At 72.8% G+C, this 25,169-nt stretch carries 23 protein-coding genes; 12 read left to right on the top strand and 11 right to left on the bottom strand.

Annotated features, from left to right (window positions below; all coding sequences use genetic code 11):
- Positions 1 to 44: 44 nt before the first annotated feature.
- From AB0G79_RS09690 to AB0G79_RS09680, 3 genes are read left to right on the top strand one after another with little or no spacing between them, the layout of a single operon-like run.
- Positions 45 to 800 (top strand): alpha/beta fold hydrolase, encoded by a 756-nt coding sequence (locus tag AB0G79_RS09690; RefSeq protein WP_360802873.1) that lies wholly within the window; start codon positions 45 to 47, stop codon positions 798 to 800.
- 36 nt (positions 801 to 836) lie between these two features.
- Positions 837 to 1,217 (top strand): helix-turn-helix domain-containing protein, encoded by a 381-nt coding sequence (locus tag AB0G79_RS09685; RefSeq protein ID WP_360802870.1) that lies wholly within the window; start codon positions 837 to 839, stop codon positions 1,215 to 1,217.
- Positions 1,218 to 1,252: 35 nt separating this feature from the next.
- Positions 1,253 to 2,152 carry an ROK family protein gene (locus tag AB0G79_RS09680; RefSeq protein WP_360802867.1) on the top strand — a complete coding sequence of 300 codons (900 nt, stop codon included), beginning with the start codon at positions 1,253 to 1,255 and terminating at the stop codon, positions 2,150 to 2,152.
- A 166-nt stretch (positions 2,153 to 2,318) separates the two neighbouring features.
- Here AB0G79_RS09680 and AB0G79_RS09675 read toward each other — a convergent pair whose 3' ends face one another.
- Positions 2,319 to 3,236, bottom strand: a complete 918-nt coding sequence (locus tag AB0G79_RS09675) for an AfsR/SARP family transcriptional regulator (protein WP_360802864.1) — start codon at positions 3,234 to 3,236, stop codon at positions 2,319 to 2,321.
- A 457-nt stretch (positions 3,237 to 3,693) separates the two neighbouring features.
- On the opposite strand from AB0G79_RS09675, the gene AB0G79_RS09670 reads away from it, so the two are divergent.
- Positions 3,694 to 6,501: a LuxR family transcriptional regulator gene (locus AB0G79_RS09670; RefSeq protein ID WP_360802861.1), complete on the top strand. Its 2,808-nt coding sequence runs from the start codon at positions 3,694 to 3,696 to the stop codon at positions 6,499 to 6,501.
- Between the two features lie 84 nt (positions 6,502 to 6,585).
- On the opposite strand, the gene AB0G79_RS09665 is transcribed toward AB0G79_RS09670, so the two are convergent.
- Both AB0G79_RS09665 and AB0G79_RS09660 read right to left on the bottom strand, forming a co-directional pair.
- Entirely contained in the window at positions 6,586 to 7,605 is a 1,020-nt protein-coding gene (locus tag AB0G79_RS09665) for an NAD(P)-dependent oxidoreductase (RefSeq protein ID WP_360802858.1), read from the bottom strand.
- A 7-nt stretch (positions 7,606 to 7,612) separates the two neighbouring features.
- A complete protein-coding gene (locus tag AB0G79_RS09660) occupies positions 7,613 to 8,539 on the bottom strand; it encodes a ScbA/BarX family gamma-butyrolactone biosynthesis protein (RefSeq protein ID WP_360802855.1) in 927 nt (308 codons plus the stop codon).
- Between the two features lie 246 nt (positions 8,540 to 8,785).
- Here AB0G79_RS09660 and AB0G79_RS09655 point away from each other — a divergent pair, with 246 nt between their 5' ends.
- Entirely contained in the window at positions 8,786 to 9,430 is a 645-nt protein-coding gene (locus AB0G79_RS09655) for a ScbR family autoregulator-binding transcription factor (RefSeq protein WP_360802852.1), read from the top strand.
- Positions 9,431 to 9,499: 69 nt separating this feature from the next.
- On the opposite strand, the gene AB0G79_RS09650 is transcribed toward AB0G79_RS09655, so the two are convergent.
- Positions 9,500 to 10,159, bottom strand: a complete 660-nt coding sequence (locus AB0G79_RS09650) for a ScbR family autoregulator-binding transcription factor (RefSeq protein ID WP_360802849.1) — start codon at positions 10,157 to 10,159, stop codon at positions 9,500 to 9,502.
- 63 nt (positions 10,160 to 10,222) lie between these two features.
- On the bottom strand, positions 10,223 to 11,476 hold the full coding sequence (locus AB0G79_RS09645) for an FAD-dependent oxidoreductase (protein ID WP_360802846.1): 1,254 nt from the start codon (positions 11,474 to 11,476) through the stop codon (positions 10,223 to 10,225).
- Between the two features lie 227 nt (positions 11,477 to 11,703).
- On the opposite strand from AB0G79_RS09645, the gene AB0G79_RS09640 reads away from it, so the two are divergent.
- Both AB0G79_RS09640 and AB0G79_RS09635 read left to right on the top strand, forming a co-directional pair.
- Positions 11,704 to 13,287, top strand: coding sequence for a methylmalonyl-CoA mutase family protein (locus AB0G79_RS09640; RefSeq protein ID WP_360802843.1), 1,584 nt, complete (start codon positions 11,704 to 11,706; stop codon positions 13,285 to 13,287).
- Positions 13,288 to 13,328: 41 nt separating this feature from the next.
- Positions 13,329 to 13,733 (top strand): cobalamin B12-binding domain-containing protein, encoded by a 405-nt coding sequence (locus tag AB0G79_RS09635; RefSeq protein WP_360802840.1) that lies wholly within the window; start codon positions 13,329 to 13,331, stop codon positions 13,731 to 13,733.
- A 92-nt stretch (positions 13,734 to 13,825) separates the two neighbouring features.
- On the opposite strand, the gene AB0G79_RS09630 is transcribed toward AB0G79_RS09635, so the two are convergent.
- The gene (locus AB0G79_RS09630) at positions 13,826 to 14,242 is read right to left on the bottom strand and encodes an organic hydroperoxide resistance protein (RefSeq protein WP_360802837.1); all 417 of its coding nucleotides are present in this window, start codon (positions 14,240 to 14,242) and stop codon (positions 13,826 to 13,828) included.
- 113 nt (positions 14,243 to 14,355) lie between these two features.
- Between AB0G79_RS09630 and AB0G79_RS09625 the strand changes: the two genes are divergently transcribed.
- Genes AB0G79_RS09625 through AB0G79_RS09615 form a run of 3 tightly spaced genes read left to right on the top strand, consistent with a single transcriptional unit; the run spans position 14,356 to position 16,627 of the window.
- Entirely contained in the window at positions 14,356 to 14,871 is a 516-nt protein-coding gene (locus AB0G79_RS09625) for a MarR family transcriptional regulator (RefSeq protein WP_360802834.1), read from the top strand.
- A gap of 35 nt (positions 14,872 to 14,906) precedes the next feature.
- The gene (locus AB0G79_RS09620; protein WP_360802831.1) at positions 14,907 to 15,362 is read left to right on the top strand and encodes a GNAT family N-acetyltransferase; all 456 of its coding nucleotides are present in this window, start codon (positions 14,907 to 14,909) and stop codon (positions 15,360 to 15,362) included.
- Positions 15,359 to 16,627, top strand: coding sequence for an MFS transporter (locus AB0G79_RS09615; protein ID WP_360802828.1), 1,269 nt, complete (start codon positions 15,359 to 15,361; stop codon positions 16,625 to 16,627). The genes AB0G79_RS09620 and AB0G79_RS09615 overlap by 4 nt, the downstream gene beginning before the upstream one ends.
- Positions 16,628 to 16,714: 87 nt before the next feature.
- Here AB0G79_RS09615 and AB0G79_RS09610 read toward each other — a convergent pair whose 3' ends face one another.
- The 4 genes from AB0G79_RS09610 to AB0G79_RS09595 form a co-directional block, all read right to left on the bottom strand.
- Positions 16,715 to 18,175, bottom strand: a complete 1,461-nt coding sequence (locus AB0G79_RS09610; protein ID WP_360802825.1) for an acyl-CoA synthetase — start codon at positions 18,173 to 18,175, stop codon at positions 16,715 to 16,717.
- A gap of 90 nt (positions 18,176 to 18,265) precedes the next feature.
- Positions 18,266 to 19,447, bottom strand: a complete 1,182-nt coding sequence (locus AB0G79_RS09605; protein ID WP_360803095.1) for an MFS transporter — start codon at positions 19,445 to 19,447, stop codon at positions 18,266 to 18,268.
- A gap of 223 nt (positions 19,448 to 19,670) precedes the next feature.
- Positions 19,671 to 21,239: a GAF domain-containing protein gene (locus tag AB0G79_RS09600; protein ID WP_360803092.1), complete on the bottom strand. Its 1,569-nt coding sequence runs from the start codon at positions 21,237 to 21,239 to the stop codon at positions 19,671 to 19,673.
- A 60-nt stretch (positions 21,240 to 21,299) separates the two neighbouring features.
- Complete coding sequence (locus AB0G79_RS09595) at positions 21,300 to 22,361, bottom strand: rod shape-determining protein (protein WP_360802822.1); 1,062 nt, start codon at positions 22,359 to 22,361, stop codon at positions 21,300 to 21,302.
- A gap of 277 nt (positions 22,362 to 22,638) precedes the next feature.
- On the opposite strand from AB0G79_RS09595, the gene AB0G79_RS09590 reads away from it, so the two are divergent.
- Entirely contained in the window at positions 22,639 to 23,511 is an 873-nt protein-coding gene (locus AB0G79_RS09590; protein WP_360802819.1) for a hypothetical protein, read from the top strand.
- A 53-nt stretch (positions 23,512 to 23,564) separates the two neighbouring features.
- On the opposite strand, the gene AB0G79_RS09585 is transcribed toward AB0G79_RS09590, so the two are convergent.
- Positions 23,565 to 23,999 (bottom strand): MarR family transcriptional regulator, encoded by a 435-nt coding sequence (locus AB0G79_RS09585; protein WP_360802816.1) that lies wholly within the window; start codon positions 23,997 to 23,999, stop codon positions 23,565 to 23,567.
- Positions 24,000 to 24,104: 105 nt separating this feature from the next.
- Between AB0G79_RS09585 and AB0G79_RS09580 the strand changes: the two genes are divergently transcribed.
- Positions 24,105 to 25,124, top strand: coding sequence for an NADP-dependent oxidoreductase (locus AB0G79_RS09580; protein ID WP_360802813.1), 1,020 nt, complete (start codon positions 24,105 to 24,107; stop codon positions 25,122 to 25,124).
- Positions 25,125 to 25,169: the final 45 nt, after the last annotated feature.

Here is a 25,169-nt window from a genome sequence, read left to right as displayed (position 1 = left end):
GCACCGCTTCCGTTCCCCCCCACCGTCACGGCACAGGAGTCCCCATGAAGGCCACGGCCACCTGCTCCCAGCAGTGGATCCGGCGCTACCACCCCAAGCCGGAGCGCCGGATCACCCTGGTCGCCCTGCCGCACGCCGGCGGGTCCGCCAGCTACTTCCACCCGCTCTCCAAGGGGCTCGGCCCCGACGTCGAGATGCTCGCCGTGCAGTACCCGGGCCGGCAGGAGCGGCGGCACGAGGCCCCGGTGGAGGACATCGGGGAGCTGGCCGACCGCATCATGGAGTCCCTGATGCCGTGGGACGGGCCCATAGCCCTCTTCGGCCACAGCATGGGCGCGACCGTCGCCTTCGAGGTGGCGCGCCGCTGCGAGGCGGCCGGAGCGCCGCCCGCCGCGCTGATCGTCTCGGCCCGTCGGGCGCCCTCCGCGGTCCGCGACGAGCGGTACCACGAGCTCGACGACGACGCGATGCTCCGGGAGATGAAGGTCCTCGGCGGCAGCGACGCCGCCCTCAGCCTCGACGAGGAGCTCGTCCGCCTCACCCTGCCGGTGCTGCGCAGCGACTTCCGCGCGGTCTCGGCCTACCGGTGCGCCGACCCGACCCCGCTGACCTGCCCGGTCACCGCGCTCGTCGGCGCCGCCGACCCGCGGGTGAGCGCGGACGAGGTACGGCTCTGGTCCCGGCACACCACCGGCCCGTTCCAGCTGAAGGTCTTCAGCGGCGGCCACTTCTACCTCGCCGACCACCAGCAGGCCGTGACCGACCTGATCCGCACCACGCTGACCCCCCACATGAAGTGACCCGCCCCGAGTGACGGACCGAAGGAGAAAGTCCCCATGGCGCTCTTGGACATGACGGCCACGCGGCGGTTACGGGACGAGGCGGCTCCGCTGGAGGAGTTCCTCGACCGCGTGAGCGGCAAGTGGACGATCCGGATCCTCTCCGGTCTGCGGCATCCGCGCCGATTCACCGAGCTGGAGCGGTCGCTCGACGGCATCAGCCGGCGCATGCTCACCCTGACGCTGCGCAATCTGGAACGCGACGGTCTGGTCGTACGGACCGTCTTTCCGACCGTTCCGCCGAAGGTCGAATACGCACTGAGCCCGCTGGGCTCGGAGCTCCTGGATTCCCTCACGCCGCTGACGGCCTGGGTGGAACGCAACCGCTCCGTTCTGGAAGCGGCGCGAAACGCTTATCGGGACCGGGCCGCGGCCTGAGAAAGGCCCCACGAGGGGCCGAAGGGGAGAAGGCGATGAATCGGCTGGGAATCGACGTGGGGGGCACGAAGATCGCGCTCCGCCTGGAATACGCGGATTCCGCGACGGGGGAGATACGCACGCGCGAGGTCGTGCGCCGCTGGTCCGAGCCCGCCACCCTCGACACCGATCTCGCGACCCTCGCCGAGGCCGTCGCCGCCGTCGCCGACCCGGTCGTCCCCGTGGCCTCCGTGGGCGTCGCGATGCCCGCGACCCTCGACCGCGACGGCAGGGTGCGCGGCTGGCCCAACCGCCCCTTCTGGCAGGGGCTCGACCTGGCCGAGGTGCTCGCCGAGCTGCTGCCCGGCGCGGCCGTGCGGACCGCCGACGACGGCGACCTCGCGGCGCTCGCCGAGGCGGACGCGGCCGGCTGCCGCGACCTGGTCCACATCGGCGTCGGCACCGGCATCGGCGGCGGCGTCGTCCTCGACGGCCGCATCAGCCCCGGGACCGCGCGCGGCTCCTGCGAGGTCGGCCATCTGATCGTCGACCGTGCGGGGGAGCGGTGCGACTGCGGCCGGCGCGGCTGCGTCCAGTCCGTCGCCTCGGGCCGCGCGGTCCTGCGCCGCGCCTCCGCCTGCCGGGGACGGGTCGTCGGCTTCGACGAACTGCGCACCGCCTGGCTGGAGTCGCAGCCGTGGGCGGTGAAGACGGTCACCGAGAGCGCGGACGCGGTGGCGACGGCCGCCGTCGGCCTCTGCGAGCTGATGCATCCTCAACTCGTGACGGTGGGCGGCGGGTTCGCGGCCGGGGTGTCCGGTTACGTGGACGAGGTCGCCCGGCGCGCCAAGGAGCTGTCCCGCCCGGCCGGGCCCGAGGTCCGGGTCGTGCCGGCGCTGCTCGGCGGCGCGTCGTCGCTGGACGGGGCGGTCCTGCTGGCCCGCGCGGAACGCTAGCGGCGCGTCGACCGGGAGCGCTAATCAGGTGCACGTCAAAGGACCGTGAGCGACATGCTCACGGTCCTCCTCGTTTCCCTCAGGCGGCCCGGCGGATTTCCTGGCGCACGCCCCCGGGGTCCCGGCGGCTGTCCTGGCGCACGCCCCCAGGGTCCCGGCGGCTGTCCTACATGCCCCGGTAGCGCACCGACCGCAGCGGTCGCCGCCCCAGGTTGCCCGTGGCGCGCAGCCGGCTGCACCGGTGGGCCCCGGTCCCGCCCCCGCCCCCGGCTCCCGACAGCTCGGGCTCCTGGGCCGGCGCGGGTGCCGGGTTGGGCGTCGGGAGGCCGGACGCGGTGAGCTGCTGCGGCACCCGCCCCGACCAGCGCGGCCCGGCGTCGTGCGTGAGCCCCGCGTCGTGGTTGAGGATGGCGTGCTCCAGCTCGCGCAGTTCGCGGCCGGGGTCGAGGCCGAAGGAGTCGAGCAGGACCGTGCGCGTGCGCTGGTACGCGGCGAGCGCGTCGTGCTGCCGGCCGCAGCGGTACAGCGCCAGCATCAGGAGCCCGCACAGGCGCTCCCCGGCGGGCTCGACGGCCGCGGCCTGCTCCAGCTCGCCCAGGATCTCCTGGTGCCGGCCCTGGTCGAGCGCCTCCTGCACGCAGTCCTCGTAGACCGAGAGCCGGACGCCCTGGAGCGCCGTCAGCTCGGGCCAGGCGACGCCGGCCTCGGCCAGGTCGGCGAGTGCCGGGCCCCGCCACAGGTCGAGCGCCGTCCGCAGGTCGGCGAGGCCCGCCTGCCGTTCGCCGGAGGCGAGCCGGGCGCGGCCCCGGCGGACGAGGCGGTGGAAGCGGAAGAGGTCGAGCTGCTCCTCGTCGACGGTCAGCCGGTAACCGGGGGCGCAGGTCGTCAGGGTGACGGGGGCGGCCGGGTCCATGTGCTGGTCGAGGATCTTGCGCAGCCCCGAGACCGCGTTCTGGATCATCTTCCGCGAGGTGGTCGGTGCCTCGTATCCCCACAGCGCGTGCATGAGCTTGCTGGTCGGGATGATTTCGTTCGCGTGCAGCAGGAGGAATCCCGCGGTAGCCCGCTGATTGAATCCGCCCATATTCACGGGTTCGTCGAAAGAGAACGCTTCAAGGGGTCCGAGCAAATTGAATCGCACGCCGGTTCACTCCAGCCGAAGACGGGACGGGGGTGCGTTTCCGCAGCATCACCCCTACAGTAAACAAACCGTTCGACCTGTTTGTCAACCGGCAAGGTCCCCCTGTCGCCCGCCGCCCGGCGCGGCCTGATGAAGGTGCAGGTCGGTGCTGTGGCAAAGGGTTTTGCGATCCCGGAACGGGCCGGCGCAGACACTCTCCAGGGGGTCGATCCCAGCCCGGAATGGTCACTTCCGGAACGGTTCCGGTCGCCGATGGGCGGACGGTTGCCACTCGGTGGGCGAGGAAAAACCCCCCGCCCTTGAGGGGTTGCTAGCTTCCCGGAGGGCATGGACAAGACCCTCTGAGAATCGAATGACGACCATCGGAACGAGCAGGACTTCCAGAACTGGAGGATGACCAGTGGAACTGGTCGAACGCGCCGAACAGGCAATGCACCTGAAGCAATTGATGACCGAATGCGCCGCGAAGAGAGGGCGGGTCGTCCTGCTCGACGGCGCCTCCGGCAGCGGCAAGACCGAGCTGCTGCACCGGATCGCCGAGCACGCCGGCTACGGGGACGGACTCGTCCTGCGTGCCGCCTGCTCCCGCGCCGAGCGCGCCCTGCCGTTCGGCGTGCTGGGCCAGCTGCTGCGCAGCGCCGTCCTTCCCGACGAGCAGGCCCGCGCGATCGACGCGCTGCTCGACCGCGCCGTCGCCGACGCCGCAGCGGGCCCCGCGGACGCCGACCCGTCCGCGTCGATCGGCCCCGAGCTGGCGCACACCCTCCACGAGGTGGCGCAGGCCGTCCTGCGTCTCGCCGAGACGCACCCCGTCTTCCTCGGCATCGACGACATCCGTCACGCCGACCGGCACTCCCTCGACTGCCTCCTCTACCTGGCCCGCAGGATCGGTTCGGCACGCGTCATGCTCGTCCTGACGGACGACCCGGAACTCCCGGACAGCAGCCCCGTGTTCCGTACGGAACTACTCGACCAGCCGCACGCCCGGCGGATGCCGCTCGCCCCCCTCACCGAGGTCGGCGTCGTCTCCTTCCTCGCCTCCGCCATCGACCGGCCGACGGCCGAGCGCCTCGCACCGGAGTTCCAGGCCGTCGCCGACGGCAACCTGCTGCTCCTGCACGCCCTCCTGGAGGACCACCGCGCCACCGGCGGCGTACGCCCCGGCGGATACGGCCGGGCCGTGCTGCGCCAGCTGAGCCGGGTCGACCCGCCGGTCGCCGAAGCCGCCCGCGCGCTCGCCGTCCTGGACGGCTCCGCGACCGCCGAGCGACTCGCCCGCCTGACCGGTGCCGACGCGGCCAGGACCGAGGCCGCCCTGCGGACGCTTTCCGCCTGCGGGCTCGTCAACGGCCTCGCCTTCCGGCACGAGGTGGCCCGCCGGGCCGTCCTCGACGACCTGCACGCGACCGCCCGCGCCGCCCTCACCGTCAAGGCCGCCGAACTCCTCTACGAGCAGGGCTCCCCGGCCCCGGAGACCGCACGTCTCCTCGTCGAGGCGGGCGCCCCGGCGGGGGACTGGAGCGTGGACGTCCTCCTGGAGGCGGCCGAGCAGGAGCTCATCGCCGGCCGCACCGTCCGCGCCACCGCCGCACTCGAAGCTGCCCTGGTGGCCCACGCCGAACCGACCGCGGAGCGCGCGGCCGTCGAGGCCCGGCTCGTCCAGGTGCGCCGGCTCTCCGACCCGGCGACCGCCGAGCACCACCTGACGGCCCTCGCCACCGCCGCCCGCACGGGCAAGCTCGACCCGGTCAACACGATCGACCTGATCCGCCAGCTCCTCTGGCAGGGCAGGACCGCCGACGCGAGCGAGCTCCTGGAGCGGCTGCGCGGCGCCGAGCTCGAACCGCACGGCGAGGCCGCCGCCCTGCTCCACGACACCGAGCAGTGGATCGCCTGGACCCACCCGACGCTGGCCAAGCGCGGCCGCCGCCCGCAGGACGCGGCCCGTGCCGCGGACGTCGTCGCCCGCCGCACCGACCCCTGGCGCCGGCCCACCGCGCTCCTGGCCGACGCCCTGGTCAACGGCCGCGGCCACCAGGTCGTCGAGCGGGCCGAGCAGGTCCTCCGCGACCGCGGCCCGAGCTACGACATCACCTGGCCCGAGGAGCCGGCGCTCCTCGCGCTCGGCGTGCTCCTCGCGGCCGACCGCCCGGACGCCGCCGCCTGGTGCGACCGCCTGCTGAGCGAGGGCCACACCCCGTACTCCCCGACCTGGATGGCGCTGCTCTCCTCGGCCCGCGCCGAGGCGGCCGTCGGTCTGGGCGACCTCACCGGCGCCGTCGCCCATGCCCAGCAGGCCACCGACCACATCACCCCGAACGCCTGGGGCGTGGCCATCGGCGTCCCGCTCGGCAGCCTGGTCCTCGCGACCACCCGCATGGGCCACTACGACGAGACGGAGGCGTACCTCACCCGGGCCGTCCCGCAGGCCATGTTCCAGACCCGGTACGGCCTGTACTACCTCCACGCCCGCGGCCAGTTCCACCTGGCCACCGGCCACCATCACGCGGCCCTCGCCGACTTCCTCGCCTGCGGCGAGCGGATGCGCGACTGGGGCATCGACGTCCCCGGCATCGTCCCGTGGCGGACCAGCGCCGCCGAGGCCTGGCTCGAACTCGGCAACCGCGAGCAGGCCGGCCGCCTCGCCTACGACCAGCTCGGCCGCCCCGGCACCAACGGCGCCCGCCCGAGGGCCCTGGCCCTGCGCGTGCTCGCCGCCGGCGGACCGGTCGGCCGGCGCCCGCAGATGCTCACCGAGGCCCTCGACCTCTTCGAGCAGGTCGGCGACCGGTACGAGCAGACGCGCGTCCTCGCCGACCTGAGCAACGCCTACTACGAGCTCGGGGACAGCCGCCGCGCCAGGACCCACGCCCGCCGCGCCCGCCACCTCGTGGGCATCTGCGGCGCCGCGCCCCTCGGCGAGGTGCTCCTCTCCTTCGGCGACGACTCCGACGACTCGGCGGGCCCCGGCTCCCCGCAGTCCGACGCGCTGCTCACCGGCTCCGAGCGGCGGGTCGCCGCGCTCGCGGTCGGCGGCTACACCAACCGGGAGATCGCGACGAAGCTGTTCATCACCCCGAGCACGGTGGAGCAGCACCTCACCCGCGTCTACCGCAAGCTGGGCGTGCGCTGCCGCAAGGACCTGCCCGTCGAGCTGACCATCGGCGGTGGCGAGGCGGTGCAGGTGGGTGTGGAACAGGACGCCTGACGGCCCGGAACGCGCGAAAGGGCGGGGCGGCCCGTGGAGGGCCGCCCCACCCGAGGGGGAGAGCGGAGAAGGCGGTACGGAAGGTCAGGCGATCCGGAGGTCGGCCAAGTGCCTTCTGTACCAAGGGAGTCCGGCGGCGAGTCCCGCTCCGAACCCCGGTCCGGGGTCGAGCGAGAGCCGGTTCCAGACGCGACTGGACTCGTAGTAGTGGTCCATGGTGAGCAGCGCGTGCTGATGGGCCGACAGCTGGGGCAGGGCGCGCGTGGAGAGCTCCAGGTGCGCCGAGCGCGGCAGGTCCATGGCGGGCTGCGGGATGTTGAGCCCCTGGCACAACCGGGCCATGACGGAGCGGAGCGTCACGGGCCGCGGGTGGTTGACGTGGTAGACGCTGCCCCGGTCGGCCGACCAGTCCGACGATGCGAAGACGGCGATCGCACGCGCCAGGTCGCGCACCCCGATGAGGGAGGTACGGGCGCTGCCGCCTTCGGCCCAGACGGGGACCTTGCGCAGCAGCCGGCAGAGCAGGGGGACGAACCACTGGTCCCCGGCCCCGTACACGAGATGGGGGCGGAGCACGATCCCGCCGCGTTCCAGAACGGTCTGTTCGGCGCGGAGCCGGGAGGCGCTGGCGGCGGACGCGGGGTTGGGCGTCAACTGGCCTTCGCTGGCGCCGCGATGGGGGCCACTCCCGTAGACCGAAGCGGTCGACACGTACAACATGCGCTCGACACCCGCCTGTTGGGCGGCCTCCGCGAGCGCGCGGGTTCCGATGTCATTGACCACCGCGCACATCGCGGGGTCGCGGCCGACGTAACTGGCCATGTGCAGAACGGTGTCGACGCCTTCGCAGCAGCCGTCGAGGCTGGCGGGGTCGGACAGATCACCCGGTACGGCCCGTACTCCGGCGTCGGTCATCCAGCCGGGCAGCGGGCGGCGCGTCAGGACGCGCAGGTCGGATCCGCGGACGGGCCCGAGGGTGGATCCGAGGACGGATCCGGGGGTGGATCCGAGGGCGGATCCCGGGGCGGTGTGGGGTAAGGGCCTCAGCAGCTCCCTGACCACCGCGCCGCCGATGAAGCCGGTACCTCCGAGAACGAGTATCACGCGTGCCTCAACCCGCCGTCAGGCTGACGGTGATGGAGGCGGCGATGGTGCCGCCCTGGGCGAAGTCGACGCGCACCGTCCAGGTGTTCCCCGGCCCGGGGACGGCTTCGGTCGCGGTGAGGACGCAGGTGCTGTCGAACTCCACGTACTTGTCGAAGACGCAGTTCATGGCGTTGGCGAGCGCGTCGGGCCGCTCCAGGACGGCGAGCGAGGCCTGCCGCGCCGCCTCCATCACGACCATGCCGGGGACGTGGTCGAGCGGGTGGTCGAAGAGCACCGGGTGGTCGGCGTCGGCGCGCAGCGTCCACGTCCGGCCGACGCCCGTGGCGCCGAGCACCACGTCGAAGCCCCAGTGCCGGCCGACGGACGCCGGGGTGACCGGCTCGGGAAGGTTGCGCTGCGGGGTGTTCTCGGTGGCGGACCCGCGCAGGCGGCGGTAGAGGGCCGGCGGCAGGCAGGTCACGGTCATCGAGCCGCTGCCGACGGACACGCCGTCGCGCAGGCACTCGATGTGGGTGACGTAGCCGCTGACCGTGTTGCCGCGCCGCTTGATGTTGCTGCACCGCACGTCCAGCAGGACGTGCGCGGGGCGGTCGCCGAGCAGGGCGCCGTCCGGGGTGATGGCGTGGGTCGCGTCGTGGGAGAGGAACTGGTGGCCCATGGGCACGCCGTAGCCCTGGTGTGCGACGAGCAGCTGGACCTGGCGGACGGTCTCCGCGAGGAGCATCGGGTCGTGCCAGCGGCGGGCCACGGGGCCGTAGTAGCTGTGGCTGCGCGGCCACTGGGCGCCGACGCGGAAGTGGTCGGGGCCGATCTGCCGGATGCCGGTCACGAAGACCTCGGCGACGCCGGCGCGGTGCACGAGGGTGCGGGGTACGGTCTGAAGAAAGAGGTCGGATTCGTCGGTTATGACGTTCTCTGTCGTTTCGTCCATGCTCGTGATGAGAGTCGCAACGCGCATCAGGGCCCCCCTGGAAGTTGTTTTGTACATGACAGATACGCCGACGGGTGAGTCGGTTCGGCAACTTGAGGTGCGGTGGAGCGGTGACCAGAACAATACCAGTTAGTTGGTTTTTTGCGAGAGGTGAGGGCAAACTTGTTCCCGGGCGTACGCGGTACCGCGCAGGGGGACCATGCGGCGGGGTGCGAGCGGACGCACAGGATTCGGAGGTTGTGTCGCATGGCCAGGCAGGAACGAGCGGAAGTCACACGGAGTGCCATCCTCGAAGGGGCCGCAAGGGCGTTTGAAAAGGCGGGGTTCGCCGGTACGAGCCTGAGCGACATCGTCGGCGAGGCCGGCGTCACCAAGGGTGCGCTCTACTTCCACTTCGCCTCGAAGGAAGAGCTGGCCCAGGCGGTCGTCCAGGAGCAGTTCTCCGTCTGGGACAACGCCCCCGAGGGCGAGAACCTCAGCGTTCAGTCGGTCATCGACCTGCTGCACAACATGGCCGAGCAGCTCCAGGAGAGCACCAAGGTCCGGGCCGCGATCCGGCTCGTGGTCGACGCGAGCTCGTCCGCGGGCGCCAACGCGGACCCGTACGTGAAGTGGATCGAGCTGATCCGCAGCTGTCTCGCCCAGTCGCAGAGCCGGGGTGACATCAAGGCCGGGATCGACGTGGAGGCCGTGGCCAACCTGATCGTCGGCTCCTGGACGGGCCTTCAGCTCTCGGCCCAGGTGCTGACCGGCCGCAAGGACCTCAACGAGCGGACCACCCTGATGTGGCAGATGATGCTGCCGGGTCTGGTGCCGCCGCGGCGCATCGCCCGCTTCCACCCCGAGGGCACCGGCCGGCCCGCGCTCGGCGCGGACGCGGCCGGACAGTAGTCGTACCCCCTCGTTTCGTCCCCCCGTACCGCGCCTCCCCTCCCCAGGGGTGGTGCGGCCGGATGCGGTTCAGCCCTGGTGGCTGAGCTCCGGCTCCACGCACCCTTCGGGGGGCGAGGTGCGGTACGCGTCGACGACGTCCCCCGGCGTGATCGCCGGCAGCAGGACGTCCCACAGGTCGGCGAGCCGCTGCTCGGTCTCGTCCGTCGACTGGTTCGGGCGCCTGAACCCCTCCAGGGAGAACAGCGTGGCCGAGGCCAGCGCGCACGCCGAGTTCTTCGGCGCGTTCTCCCTCAGCTCACTCCGGTCCGCCGCCAGCGCGAAGTGCTTCTGGGCGGTCTCGTGCCAGATCCGGTAGTGGTCGAACCGCACCGGCTCGTCCTCCGGCCACTCCCGCTGGAGCCGCACCGCCGCGCGGACCACCGGCTCCTCGTGCAGCAGCCGGTTGAGCCGGTGGGTGATGTCGATCAGGTGCTGGAGCGGGGAGACGGTGTCCCCGCACGGCGCGTCCGTCATGACGTCCTCGAAGCGGCCTTCGGCGATCTCCATGACGGCGGCCGCCACCTGCTCCTTCGAGGAGAAGTGGAAGTAGAACGCCCCCTTGGACACCCCCGCGGCGCGGGTGATGTCGTCCAGGCTCGTCCCGAAGTAGCCGTTGCGCTCGAATTGCTCGGCCGCGCCGGAGATGATCCGGCGCAGGGTGCGCTCCGCGCGCTCCTGCTTGACCATCAGCTGTCCTCCTTAGCATCAGCCCCCGTACCGTCATTATAAAACCGGTCGAATGGTTTGTGTTTAGAGGTGTGCAGCAACTTCTTTGGCGGATTTCAGCGGAACGTCCGCGTCCGCCACCGCCGCGGGGGACAGGAGCGTCCGGGACGCGATCAGCCGCCGTCCCTGCGCCAGGTCGCGCGGCCGTCCCACCGACAGCACCGCCACGAGACGCCCCTCCCGCAGCCAGCACACGCTCCACGCCTCGCCGTCCGGGTCCCCCCGCCACAGCGTCGTGTCGGCGGCGCCGTGATGCCCCGCGTACTGGACGAACCTGCCGAACTGCTCGGACCAGAAGTAGGGGACCGGGTCGTACGTGACGTCCGCGGGCCCCCCGTCCTCGGCGGCCACGATCCCGGCCGCGACCGTACGGGGCCCGTGGAAGGCGTTGTCCCAGTGCTGGACGAGCAGCCGCTCGCCGAAGAGCGCCGACGGGAAGGAGGCGCAGTCGCCGACCGCGTACACCCGCTCCGCCGAGGTGCGCAGCCGCTCGTCGGCGACGATCTCGCCCCGCTCGCCGAGCGTGATCCCCGACCCGGCGAGCCACCCCGTCGCGGGCCGCGCGCCGATGCCGACGACGACCGCCCCGGCCGCCACCCGCGAGCCGTCCGAGAGCGTCACCGCACCCGGCTCGACGCCCGACACCCGTACGTCGGTGCGCAGTTCGGCCCCGGCCTCGTCGAACCAGCGGGCCATCGGCGCGGCCACCGCCTCCGGCAGCGCCCCGGCCAGCGGCCTGCGGGCCGCCTCCACCACGGTCACCCGGCAGCCGGCCTCCCGCGCCGCCGTCGCGAACTCTGCGCCGATCCAACCCGCCCCGACCACCACGACGTCCTGCCGCGCGTCGAGGACCGGCCGCAGCCGCTCCGCGTCGTCGACAGTCCGCAGCAGGTACACCCCGGGCCGCTCCTCGGTCCCCGGCAGCAGGACGGGCTCCGCGCCGGTCGCCAGGACCAGCGCGTCGTAGGCGAGCGGCCCCCCGGAGGTGTCGACCTCGCGGTCCGCGGGCCGCAGGCCCTTGGCCTCGACGCCGAGGAGCAGCTCGATGCCGAGCTCCTCGTAGTCGAACGCGAAGGTCGGGTCGCCGTCCTTGCCCTGGAGCACCGACTTGGACAAGGGCGGGCGGTCGTACGGCCGGTGACGCTCCGCGCCCACCAGCCGGATCCGCCCGGCGTACCCCTTCTCACGCAGCGCGACCGCGGTCTGCACCCCGGCCACGCCCGCGCCGACGACGACGACGCCCGCGCCGGGCCCCGTCCCTGTCGTTGCTCCTGCCACCTGGTCCTCCTCGTCCCGTCGCCGGGTCCCGTCCGGACCCGCGTGGGCATCGTCGCGGACGGGTGCGCGCCACCTCCATCTCCCGGGCCAGGTTCAGGGGGCCGGTAGGGGGTGTCCGGGCACGCGGCGGCTACCTAGCGTCATCAGTGGCGCGGACAGGTGCGGGGATCGGCAGCGACGGCGATCCGCCGCCACGAGGATCCATTGCGACGAAGGCGAGGAAGGCCATGGCCCGCGAGTCGGAGTCGGGACTGCCCATCGAGCCGGTCTACGGGCCGGAGACGCTCGACGACGGCTGGGACCCGGCACAGAAGCTGGGAGAACCCGGCAAGTACCCCTTCACCCGGGGCGTGTACCCGTCGATGTACACGGGTCGTCCGTGGACGATGCGGCAGTACGCCGGTTTCGGTACGGCGACGGAGTCGAACGCCCGCTACAAGCAGCTCATCGCCAACGGCACGATGGGCCTCTCCGTGGCCTTCGACCTGCCGACGCAGATGGGCCACGACAGCGACGCGGCCATCGCCTCCGGCGAGGTCGGCAAGGTCGGGGTCGCGATCGACTCGATCGACGACATGCGCGTGCTCTTCTGCGGCATCCCGCTCGACGAGGTCTCCACCTCGATGACGATCAACGCCCCCGCCGCCCTGCTCCTCCTCCTCTACCAACTCGTCGCGGAGGAGCGGGGGATCGCCGCCGACCGGCTGACCGGAACGATCCAGAACGACGTCCTGAAGGAGTACATCGCGCGGGGCACGTACATCTTCCCGCCGAAGCCCTCGCTCCGGCTGATCGCCGACATCTTCAAGTACTGCCAGGCCGAGATCCCGAAGTGGAACACGATCTCCATCTCCGGCTACCACATGGCCGAGGCCGGCGCCTCGCCCGCGCAGGAGATCGCGTTCACCCTGGCCAACGGCATCGAGTACGTCCGCACGGCCGTCGCCGCCGGCATGGACGTCGACGACTTCGCCCCGCGCCTGTCGTTCTTCTTCGTCGCCCGCACGACGATCCTGGAGGAGGTCGCCAAGTTCCGCGCGGCCCGCCGGATCTGGGCGCGGGTGATGAAGGAGGAGTTCGGCGCGAAGAACCCCAAGTCGCTGATGCTCCGGTTCCACACGCAGACCGCGGGCGTGCAGCTGACGGCCCAGCAGCCCGAGGTCAACCTCGTCCGCGTCGCCGTCCAGGGCCTCGCCGCCGTCCTCGGCGGCACGCAGTCCCTGCACACCAACTCCTTCGACGAGGCCATCGCCCTGCCGACGGACAAGTCGGCCCGCCTCGCCCTCCGTACGCAGCAGGTCCTCGCGTACGAGACGGACGTGACGGCCACCGTCGACCCCTTCGCGGGCTCCTACGTCGTCGAGAAGATGACGGACGAGGTCGAGGCGCTCGCGGTCGAACTCATGGGGAAGATCGACGAGATGGGCGGCGCGGTCGCCGCGATCGAGTGCGGCTTCCAGAAGGCCGAGATCGAGCGGAGCGCGTACCGCATCGCGCAGGAGACCGACAGTGGCGAGCGGGTCGTCGTCGGCGTCAACCGCTACACGATCGAGGCCGAGGAGCCGTACGAGCCGCTGCGCGTCGACCCGGCGATCGAGGCCCAGCAGGCCGAGCGCCTCGCCAAGCTGCGGGCGTGGCGCGTGCAGTCACGGGTCGACGACGCGCTCGCCCTGGTCAAGAAGGCGGCCGCCGGGGACGACAACCTCCTCTATCCGATGAAGGAGGCCCTGGAGGCCCGCGCCACGATCGGCGAGGTCTGCGACGCGCTGCGCGAGGTCTGGGGCACGTACGTCCCCGCCGACGCGTACTGACCCTGCCCCCACCACCCCCGACGACGAAGGAGCACAGCACAGTGGAGAGCCCGCCCCGGATCCTGGTGGCCAAGCCCGGCCTCGACGGCCACGACCGCGGAGCCAAGGTGATCGCGCGGGCGCTGCGCGACGCCGGCATGGAGGTCATCTACACCGGCCTTCACCAGACGCCCGAGCAGATCGTGCACGCAGCCATCCAGGAGGACGTCGACGCCATCGGCATGTCCATCCTGTCCGGCGCCCACCTGACCCTCTTCCCGCGCGTCCTCGAACTGCTGCGGGAGCGCGACGCCGGTGACATCACCGTCTTCGGCGGCGGGATCATCCCCGACGCGGACGTCGAACTGCTCCTGGAGCAGGGGGTGGCGGCGCTGTTCACGCCCGGCACGCCGATCGAGCGGGTCGTGAGCTGGGTCAGGGAGCGGACGGCGAAGGTCCCGGCGTGACCGGCCGTCGCGCGCTCCAGCGCGCCCTGGCCCGGTGCCGGTCCGGCTGCTGGAGCGTCGTGCGGGTGCTGGGGGTGGTGGTGCCCTGAGGTCTACTCGACGACGAGCTCGACCGCGATGTTGCCGCGGGTGGCCTTGGAGTACGGGCAGAACGCGTGGGTCTTCTCCAGGAGGGCGAGGCCGGCCTCGCCCTGGAGGTGATCGGGGAACTCGGCGCGCATGACGACCGCGAGGCCGAAGCCGCCGTCCGCCGCGTCCTTGCCGATGGAGACCTCGGCGGTGACCGAGGCCTCGGAGACGTCGATCTTCTCCTGGCGGGCCACCACGCCCATGGCGCTGGCGAAGCAGGCCGCGTACCCGGCGGCGAAGAGCTGCTCGGGGTTGGTGCCCTGGCCGTTGCCGCCGAGCGCCTGGGGGTGGGCGAGGGGGAGGTCGATGTGGCCGTCGGAGCTGACGGCACGGCCCTCGCGGCCGTTGGCGGTGGCGACGGCGGTGTAGATCGCGTCCATGGGGTGACATCCGTTCTGTCGGGAGGAGTGCGGAAGTGCTCCTCCATTGATAGCGCACGATTCAGTTGTGCACAACTCAATCGCGTGTGTCGATCCTCGCGTACCCTGAACACATGGAGACGACGAAGACGGCGGAGACGACGCTCGGCGCGGTCCCGGACGCGGAGTTCCTCCGCCTCGACCACCAGATCTGCTTCTCGCTGCACGCCGCGACCCGCGCCTTCAACGGCGTCTACCGCGAGGCCCTCAAGGAGCTCGGCCTCACCTACCCCCAGTACCTCGCCATGCTCGTGCTCTGGGAGCACGGCGAGCTGCCCGTGAAGGGCATCGGCGAGCGGCTCCGGCTCGACTCCGGCACCCTGTCCCCGCTGCTCAAGCGGCTCGAAGCGGCCGGCTACGTCGAGCGGCGGCGCAGCCCCGAGGACGAGCGGTCCGTCACCGTGCGCCCGACCGCCGAGGGCACCGCGCTCCGCGAGCGCGCCCTCGGCGTCCCGCGCCGCATCGCCGCCGCGACCGGCCTCGCGCTCGACGAGATCGTCGACCTCCGGCAGCGCCTCGACGCCCTGGCGACGCGCCTCGACGCCGTCGGCCCCGAGGCCCTCGCCGCCTGCGTCGAATCCAAAACGTAAGGAGCGCGAGGGAAGATCACTCCTATACTCGGACGATGTCCGAGATCACCGTCAGACGCGCCACCGCCGACGACTCCCCACGGCTCACCCGGCTCGTCCGGACCTCGGCCGCCTACCGGGGCGACTACGCCGCCATGGTCGAGGGGTACCAGGTCGGCGCCACGTACATCGAGCACCACGAGGTCCACGTCGCCGTCGACGCGACCGGCCGCGTCCTCGGCTTCTACGCCCTGCTCGTCGACCGGCCGGAGGACGCCGAGCTCGACCTAGCCTTCGTCGCCGACTCCGCCCAGGGCCTCGGCATCGGCCGCCTCCTCATGGAGCACATGACCGGCCGCGCCGCCGCCCACGGCATCGCCTCCGTGCGGGTCGTCGCGCACCCGCCGGCCGAGGAGTTCTACCTGCGGACCGGCGCCGTCCGCACCGGAACCGTCCCGCATTCCGGACGGATCCACTGGGATCGCCCCGAAATGCGGTACACGACCGGATGACCACGACCCAGGAGCAGGAGCCCGGGCAGGCCCCGAGCCGCCGCCGCCTCCTCGCCGACCTCACGCCCCTGCGCACCTCCGCCGACTTCCGACGCCTCTGGTTCGGCGGCACCGTCTCCTGGGTCGGCCAGGGCATGACCGCGCTCGCCATCTCCCTCCAGGTGTACGAGATCACCCGCTCGCCGTTCTCCGTCGGGCTCGTCGGCCTCTTCTCGCTCGTCCCGCTCGTCGCCTTCGGCCTGTACGGCGGCGCCATCGCCGACACCGTCGACCGCCGCAAGCTCGGCCTCTCCAGCGCCTGCGGCTCCGCCGTCCTCTCGGTCGCGCTCGCCACCGCGGCCTTCACCGGCCTCCGCAGCGTCTGGTTCCTCTACGGGATCGTCTCCCTCCAGGCCGTGTGCGCCGCCCTCATATCGCCCGCCCGCAGCTCGATGATCCCCCGGCTCCTGCCGCCCGAGCAGCTGCGCGCCGCCAACGCCCTCAACTCGATGGTCATGACCTTCGGCACCCTCGTCGGGCCGAGCCTCGGCGGCATCATCGTCGGCGTGGGCGGCTTCCAGGCCGCGTACACCATCGACGCCCTCGCCTTCTCCGCGAGCCTCTACGCGATGTGGCGGCTGCCGTCGATGCTCCCGGACCGCAAGGGAGACAAGCGGGCCTCCGTCCTCGACGGACTGCGCTTCCTCGCCACCCGACCCAACCTGCGGATGACGTTCTTCACCGACCTCTGCGCCATGGTCCTCGCCCACCCCCGCGCGCTCTTCCCGGCCATCGCCGTCCTCTGGTACGGCGGGGACGCGAGGACGACGGGCCTCCTCGTCGCCGCGCCCGCGGTCGGGGCGCTCCTCGGCGGGGTCCTCTCCGGCTGGCAGGGCCGCATCCGCCACCACGGCCAGGCGATCCTCGTCGCCGTCGCCTGCTGGGGCACCGCCGTCGCGGTCTTCGGCCTCACCAGGAACCTCTGGATCGGCCTGCTCCTGCTCGCCGTCGCGGGCTACTCGGACACCGTCTCGATGATCTTCCGGAACACGATGATGCAGGTCGCGGCCCCGGACGAGATGCGCGGCCGGCTCCAGGGCGTCTTCATCGTGGTCGTCGCCGGCGGCCCCCGGCTCGGGGACTTCCTCGCCGGCTCCGTCGCCGACCTGACCTCCCCGGCGGTCGCGATCACCGGCGGCGGCCTCGCCTGCGTCCTCGCGATCGGCCTCCTCGCCCTGTACGGACGCGGCTTCCGCCGGTACGACGCCCACGACCCCACCCCGTAGCGGCCGGCCCACCCCGTAGGGGCCGGTCCATCGCGGAGCGGCCAGGACCGGCCGGGCTCCGTGAGCCGGGGCCCGGCTCCTCCCTACTCAACCGCCGACGGGCAGCGACTTCTTGAGGATCTTCCCCAGGTCGTTGCGGGGGAGCGCGTCGAGGTAGCGCACCACCCGGGGCCGCTTGTGCGGGGCGAGCAGCGCGGCCACGTGGTCCGCCAGCTCCGCCTCGGCGGGCGGCTTCTCCGCGTCGGCGGGCACCACCCACGCCACGATCCGCTCGCCCAGATCCGGATCGGGCTCGCCCGTGACGGCCGCCTCCCTCACCCCCGGGTGGTCGAGCAGCGCGTTCTCGATCTCACCGGCCCCGATCTTGTACCCGCCGCTCTTGATCAGGTCGGTCGCCTTCCGCCCCACGAGCCGCACCGTCCCGTCGGCCTCCCGGACCGCCATGTCGCCGGTGCGGAACCAGCCGCCGTCGAAGGCGGCGGCCGTGGCGTCCGGCCGGTTGAGGTAGCCGGAGAAGAGGTTCGGACCGCGCACCTGCACCTCGCCGACCGTCTCCCCGTCGAGCTCCCCGCAGACGGACCCGTCCTCGTCGACCAGCCGCAGCTCCACGCCCGCGAGCGGCACGCCGACGGTCCCGGGGCGCGGGCCGCCGCCCGGCAGGACGCTCGTGTTCATGAGCGTCTCGGTCATCCCGTACCGCTCGACGACCGTCCGGCCCGTCGCCGCCGCGATCCGCTCATGGTCGTGGAGCGGCAGCGCCGCCGACCCCGACACGAGCAGCCGCGCCCCCGCGAGCGCCTCGACGAGCCCGGCGTCCTCGTCGAGGGCGTCGGCGATCCGGTGGTACATCGTCGGTACGCCGAACAGCATCGTGCCGCCCCCGCCACCCAGCTCCCGGGCCACGCCCTCCACCGAGAACGCGCCCAGGTGCCGGACCTCGCCGCCGCGCCGCAGCGGGCCGAGGACGCCGAGGATCAGGCCGTGGACGTGGAAGAGCGGCAGGGCGTGCACGAGGACGTCGTCGGCCGTCCACGACCAGGCGTCGGCGAGCGCGTCGAGGGAGGCGGCGACGGCCCGCCGGGAGAGGACCACGCCCTTCGGGGGGCCGGTGGTGCCGGAGGTGTAGACGACGAGCGCGGGTGCCTCGTCGTCCTCGGGCTCGGCGACGGCGACGGCGGCCGCCTCGGCCGGGTGCAGCTCGACGTCGAGGCGGGGGAGACCCGCGAGCCCCTCCGGAAGCGTGTCCTCCGGCCCCGCGAGCACCGCCCCCGGAGCACTGTCGGCCAGGATGTGCGCCAGCTCCCGCCCGCCCGTGCGCGGATTCAGCGGTACGGCGGGCACGCCCGCGAGCAGCGCGGCCACGACACCGACCGCCGTGCGCGCGCTCGGAGTGGCCCAGACGGCGACCCGCTCCGTACGCGGCAGCCGGGCCGCCAGGGCACCGGCCGCGCGGGCCAGTTCGCCGTACGTCAGCGTGTCCGTGCCGCAGCGCAGGGCCGGCCCGTCGGCTCCGGTCGGGGCCGTCAGGGCGGGGAAGAGCGCACTCACCGGTCGTACTCCTCGGGTCTCGTGGACAGGGGTCTGCCTTGAGGTGGCCGGAGGAATTCTGCCCGTCGGTCGAGGAATCCCGCCCGTCGGTCAGGGAGTTCGCGCTGTGATCTTCGCCGTCTCCGCCGCCTCGTCGCCGCCCGGCCGGATCCCGCGCATCCGCCCGTACGCGTACACGCAGCCGGCGAGCGCCAGGTCGGAGAGGAGCATGAAGCCGATCGAGTACGAGCCCTTGGCGCTGTAGATCGCGCCCATCACCAGCGGCGGCACGAAGCCGCCGAGGCCGCCCATCGCGCCGACGATGCCGGTGACGCTGCCGACCTTGGCCTGCGGGGTGACCTGGGAGACGAGCGCGAAGACGGAGCCGCTCGCCGTGCCGAGACCCGCGGCCATGACGAGGAGGGCGATCGTGCCGCCCGGGTTCAGCTTCGGGTCGAAGGCCTGGACGATCGCGAAGAGCGCGACCACGCCGAGCGCGAAGGCCGTCACGACCGCCGGGTGGATCCGGTCCGACAGCCAGCCGCCGATCGGCCGGAAGACCACGGTGACCAGCGCGAACCCGGCCGCCTTGGTGCCCGCGTCGGTCGGGTCGAGCTCGTACCAGGTCTTCAGGTACGTCGGCAGGTAGACGCCGAACGCGACGATGCCGCCGAAGCCGATCGCGTACAGCGCCGACAGCTCCCAGGTCACCCGCAGCCGCCCGGCCGAGCCGAGCCGGGTCGCGAGGGAGGCGGTGGGGACGGGCCGGTCGGGCCGGTCCGTGATGAGGAGCGCGGCGAGGACGGCGTACACCGCGAGCGCGACGGCGACCACGATGAAGGGCAGGTTCTCGCCGTGCTCGGCGATCCGGGGCGTGAAGTAGCCGGAGAGCGCGACACCGCCCATGCCCATGCCGAAGACGCCGAGCGCGAGACCGCGCTTGGCGGGCGGGAACCAGGAGTTGACCAGCGGGATGCCGATGGCGAAGGTCGTGCCGCCGAGGCCGAGGAGGAAGCCCACGACCAGCATCAGGCCGTAGCTGTCCTTGACGACGGTCAGGAGCAGCACGGGGATGATCGTCAGCGCGGAGACGACCGGGAACATGAGCTTCGCGCCGTACTTGTCGGTCAGCGCGCCCGCCGGGATGCGGCCGACCGAGCCCACCAGGACGGGCACCGCGACGAGCAGCGACTGCTGGAACGAGCTGAGTTCGAGGCGCTCGCCGTACCAGCTGGCGAGCGGCGCGATCAGGTCCCACGCCCAGAAGGTGAGCGTGAAGCCGATGGTGGCCATCACCAAGTTGCGGTAGGCCGTCGCGGTGGGGGGCTTGGTCTCGGTGTCCACCCCTCCAGTCAAGATCGGGGCGGGAGGAGCGGCGCGCGGGGTTACGCCGTACGGGTCCGTTCCACGGGCCGGATCGCCGCGGCCGGGCGACGACCGCCGGCGGGATCGCTACGGCCGGGCGACGACCGGCGACGGGATCGCCGCGGCCGGGCCCCGACAGTCGGCGGGACCACTACGGCCAGGCGACGACCGTCGGCGGGGTCGCGTCGTCCTCCACCCGCAGCCGTACGCCCCCGCCCCCGGCCACGCCTCCGTCCCCGGCCGTCACCTCGACGGTGATCGCCCCGACCCCGGCCCGGCGGTGGGCCGCCGCGAGCGCCCCGCGCAGCACGGCGAGCAGCCGGTCGGCCTCCGCCTCCTCCACGAGCGTGTCGACCGCGCCCGAGAAGTGCACGGACGGCTGGAAGCCGAGCAGCGCCGCCGCCCCGCCGGTCTCGCGCAGGACCCGGCCGCGGAAGGAGGTCGGCGCGTCCGCCGGCGGCTGCTGGAGGGCGAAGATCGTCGTCCTGACCTCCTGGATCGTCGAGTCCAGCTCGTCCACGGCCTTGCCGAGCAGCGCGTCCTCGTCGGAGGAACCGGCGGCCCGCCGCCGGGTCGACTCCAGCATCATCTCCGTCGCGAACAGCCGCTGGACCACCAGGTCGTGCAGGTCACGGGCGATCCGGTCGCGGTCCTCGTACACCGCGAGCCGCTCCCGGTCCTGCCGGGCGTCCGCGAGGACGAGCGCGAGCGCCGCCTGCGAGGCGAACTGCGAGGCGAGCAGCCGGTCCACGGCCGAGTAGGGCGCGCCGCCGCGCCGCCGGGGCAGGGCCAGGGTGCCGATGAGCTTCCCGCCGCTCTGCAGCGGCAGCATCATCGACGGGCCGAAACGGGACCGGACGTGCGTGGTCATCCGGGGGTCGGTCGACGAGTCGTCGACGAAGACCGGCTCGCCGCCGAGGAGCTGTTCGAGGACGGGGGAGCCGGGCGCGATCGTCGTGCCGATCAGGTCGCCGGGGTCGTCGTTGGTCGAGGCGGCGACGATCTCCATCCCGCCCTCGGGGGTGGGCTGGAGGACGACCCCCGCCGAGGCGTCGGCGAGGATCCGGGCCTGCTCGGCCACGGTCATCAGGGCGTTCTCCGCGGACTCGCCGGTGAGCAGCGCGGTCGTCACGGCCGCCGCGCCCTCGATCCAGCGCTCCCGCTGCCGGGTCGTCCCGTACAGGCGGGCGTTGCCGATCGCGATCCCGGCCTGGGCGGCGAGGATCCGGAGGAGCGCGAGGTCCTCCTCGGTGAACCGGCCGGTCCGCTTCTCGGTGAGGTAGAGGTTGCCGAAGACCTCGGTGTGCACCCGGATCGGGACGCCGAGGAAGGAGTGCATCGGCGGGTGGTGCGCGGGGACGCCGGCGGAGCGCGGATCGGCCGTCAGGTCGTCGAGCCGCAGCGGCCGGGGGTCCCTGATGAGGACGCCGAGCAGCCCGGTGCGGCCGTCGGGGACGTGACCGACCGCGGCCACCTCCTCGTCGGTCATGCCCGCGGTGTAGAAGCCGGTGAGGTGGTCGTGGTCGGGGTCGACGACCCCGAGCGCCCCGTAGCGCGCGTCGGTCAGCTCGGTGGCGGAGTCCACGATGTGCTGCAGGGTGGCGCGGAGTTCGAGGTCCGTGCCGACGCTGAGGACGGCTTCGAGGAGCAGGGGGAGACGGGGACCGCCGTCGTCGCGGTCCCGGTCCCGGTCCTGGTCCTCGTCCGTGGCCTCACCCATGATCGTCATGGTCTCATTGTCAGATGAATCGGTCGATTCGGGCGGTTGGGCGTGCGCCCGCTACTCCACCTCGGCGAGCGGGTTCCGCACGGACAGCGGATCGAGGGTCATCGGCTGCACCTTGCCCTCCAGCATCGCGCCGAGCCCCAGGACCGCGCACACGTCCGGCCGTTCGGCGATGTGCACCGGCATGCCCGTCGCCTCGCGCAGCATCTGGTCCAGGCCCGGCAGCAGGGCGCTGCCGCCGACCATCATGATCCCCCGGTCCGCCAGGTCGGCCACCAGGTCCGGCGGGCAGTCCCGCAGCACCTTGCCGATGCCGTCGAGGACGGCGGTCAGCGGCGTGTGGATGGCCTCGCGCACGGCGGCCGTGTCGACGGTCACCGAGCGGGCCAGACCCGTCGCCACGTCCCGGCCGTGGATCTCCGTGGACGCCGGACCGTGCGGGGTCAGGCCGTTGCCGCTCAGGGCGAGCTGGAGCGGGCGCACCGACTGGCTGGGCAGCATGAGTTCGTGGTGGTGGCGCAGGTGCTGGATGACGGCGTGGTCGATGGCGTCACCGCCGATCGGGATCCGCTCGGCGGTCACGATCGCACCGAGGGACAGCACGGCGACCTGCGTGGTCGCCGCCCCGCAGACCATGATCATGGTGGCGGTGGGCTGCTCGACCGGGAGCCCGCACCCGACGGCGGCGGCGATCAGGGTGTCGACCAGCTCGACCCGGCGCGCCCCGAGCCCCACGAGGGTCTCCACGGCGGCCCGCTGGGCGAGCGGGTCGCTGTCGTGCGGGGTGCAGGCGGCGGCGCGCAGCCGCGGCTTGCGGCGCAGCTGGCGTCGGAGCTTCTCACCGAGCAGGTGACGGAGCATCCGCTGCGCCATCTCGATGTCCACGACGGTGCCGCCGGAGACTGGTCGGGCGACACGGATGTAGTCGGGCGTACGGCCCGTCATCTTCTCGGCGAGCGCACCGACGGCGATCAGCGCGCCGGTACGGGTGTTGACGGCGGCGACACTCGGCTCGTCGACGACGAGTCCGGCGCCCTTGACGAAGACCCGGGTGCGTGCGGCTCCCAGGTCGACGGCGACATGGCAGCGGCGCAGCTGGTCAAGGCTGACGGTCACGGCGGATCCTCCGGAATGCGGTGCTGGCACGGGCGAGGTGTTTCGCGTTGCGCGGTCCTGCTTCGCATGGTGCGACCAGTTGGCGCCGCGCGCGCGTTGGAGTGAGCCGCTAGGGAGCGTCCTGCCGGCCGTGCCGACCTGACCGGCAAGACACCCCCTAGAGGTCCGCCGACCCATCCGATTCGAACACCCCTGGTGCGACCTGCGGTTTCCTCACAGGATCCACACCCTGCGCGCCTACCTCGCGCCTTGCGGCGCGTCATACCCTGCGGTCCTCATGGATTACTGCTATGCGTGCCGCAGGCACCTCAACGGGGCCCTCGCCTGCGCCGGATGCGGGACGCCCGCCGAGGAGCTCACCGAGGAGCTGCGGTACGAGTCCCCGCGCGTGACCGTCGTGGCGCACGACCCCCCGGCCGTCCCCCTGGCCGCGGGCGGCGGCCGCGCGGCCACGCGCCGCGGCCGGCGGACGCGCGGGCGACGGCGCCGGAACCGTACGGCCCTGCTCGGGGCGGCGGGACTGGTCCTCGCGGTCGGCGCGCTCGGCACCCTCAAGGCGGTCCTGGCGGAGCCGGGGACGGAGGGCGGCGCGGCGACGGCGGTGCGGGAGCTGGAGGTCGCGGAGCCGGAACCCCTGCCCGAGGGGCCCACGGCTCCGGCCGCGGACCCGCCGCCGATGACGGCGACGCCTTCGGACGCGGGCACGAGCGCGAGTGTGGGCCCGGACGCGAGCACGGCTGACGGTACGGACGCCGAGCCGGAAGGCGGCACCGGCACCGGCACCGGCGACACCGCCGGAGGCGCGGCCGGTACGTCCCCGACCGCCGCTGGTCCGGCGACGGGGGAGGAGCCGACGCGGCCGCCGGCCTCGGTGACGCCTTCCGCCGCCCCCACGGAGCCGCGGCCGGGCCCGTCGACGGCGGTCCCCGCCACGTCCCCGGCCAGGCCGGTCAAGGCGACGGACCGGGCGCCGACCGAGTCCCCGGGGCCGTCCGTGTCGGCGTCGGTGACGGTGACTGCGGCCACGACGACGCCCCCGGCGCCGCCGCCGGGCGCGACCGCGACGCCCGCCCGGACGCCGAGCGCGACGCCGACGCCCACGCCCTCGCCCTCCCGGACGTGCACCCCGTTCCTGTGGTGGTGCGTCTAGGACCTGTCCGGCGGCCGGTCCGGCCCTGATCCGCCGGAGGCCCAAGACACCCCCTAGACGACGTCCTCGCCGAGCATGCGCTTGAGCAGGTCCCTCAGCAGTGTGCGCTCGACCTCGGTCAGCTCGCCGAGGGGCTCGCGGGCGAAGTCCAGGGAGTCGCGCAGTCGCCGGGCCGTCTCCTTCCCCTCGTCCGTGGGCACGGCCAGCTTGACCCTGCGGTCGTCCGGGTCGGGCCGCCGCTCGACGAGGCCGCGGGCCTCCAGGCGGTCGACTATCCCGGTGATGTTGGAGGGCTCGCACTTGAGCTTCTGGGCGATCCGCCGCATCGGCAGCGGGTCGAGCGAGAGCAGCCCGAGGACCCTGGCCTGCGCGCCGGTCAGCGAGTGCTGGGCGGCCGCCTGCTCGTACTCCTCGTAGTACCGCGCCACGACCGTGCCGATCAGCTCGACGACTTCGAGGGTCAGGGGGTCCGTGCGTGTGGTGGCCATGGGTCACATCCTACTCGGATACTTGACAACATGAAATATCCAGGCGCATGGTTGTTTCAGTAAGTGAACCTTTCTTGCTCCGAAGCTTTCCTGGAGGCCGAGCTCATGTCCGTTCTTCCCGCGTCCAGCCGTGAGTGGCACCTCGTCGCCCGCCCGCACGGCTGGCCCACCGCCGCCGACTTCGCCCTGCGTGAGGTCCCGGTCACGGAGCCGGCCGAGGGCCGCATCCTCGTGCGGAACCTCCACTTCTCGGTCGACCCGTACATGCGGGGCCGGATGAACGACGTGAAGTCGTACATCCCGCCGTTCCAGCTGGACCGTCCGATGGACGGCGGCGCGGTCGGCGAGGTCGTCGCGTCCAACGCGGAGGGCTTCGCCGTCGGCGACCACGTGCTGCACGGCCTGGGCTGGCGGGAGTACGCCGACGTACCGGCGCAGCACGCGACCAGGGTCGACCCGTCCCTCGCCCCCCTCTCGGCCTACCTGGGCGTCCTGGGCATGACGGGCCTGACGGCCTACGCCGGCCTGTTCGAGGTGGCCTCCTTCAAGGAGGGCGACACGGTCTTCGTCTCCGGTGCCGCGGGCGCCGTCGGCAGCCAGGTGGGCCAGATGGCGCGGCTCAAGGGCGCCTCCCGGGTCATCGGCTCCGCGGGCTCCGACGAGAAGGTGAAGTTCCTCGTCGAGGAGCTCGGCTTCGACGCGGCCTTCAACTACAAGAACGGCCCGGTCGCGCAGCAGCTCCGCGAGGCCGCCCCCGAAGGCATCGACGTCTACTTCGACAACGTCGGCGGGGACCACCTGGAAGCCGCGATCTCCTCGCTCAACGTGCACGGCCGCGCCACCATCTGCGGCATGATCGCGCAGTACAACGACACGGAGCCGGTCGCCGGCCCGCGCAACATGGCGATGATCATCGGCAAGCGCCTCCGCCTCCAGGGCGTCCTGGTCGGCGACCACTACGGGCTGCAGGACCAGTTCGTGCGGGAGGTCGGCGGCTGGCTCGGCTCGGGCGAGCTCAAGCACCGCGAGACCTTCGCCGAGGGCATCGAGAACGGCGTGGACGCCTTCCTCGGTCTCCTCCGCGGAGACAACACCGGAAAGATGATCGTCTCGGTGACCCGCTAGTCTTCCCTCAGCCGTCGCGATCGTGGGCGCGAGTCGCGGCGAACT

This window comes from Streptomyces sp. NPDC020807, assembly GCF_040641575.1.
Lineage (GTDB): Bacteria > Actinomycetota > Actinomycetes > Streptomycetales > Streptomycetaceae > Streptomyces.
Note: the sequence above shows the minus strand (reverse complement) of the source record. Positions and strands in the feature narration are given on the sequence as shown.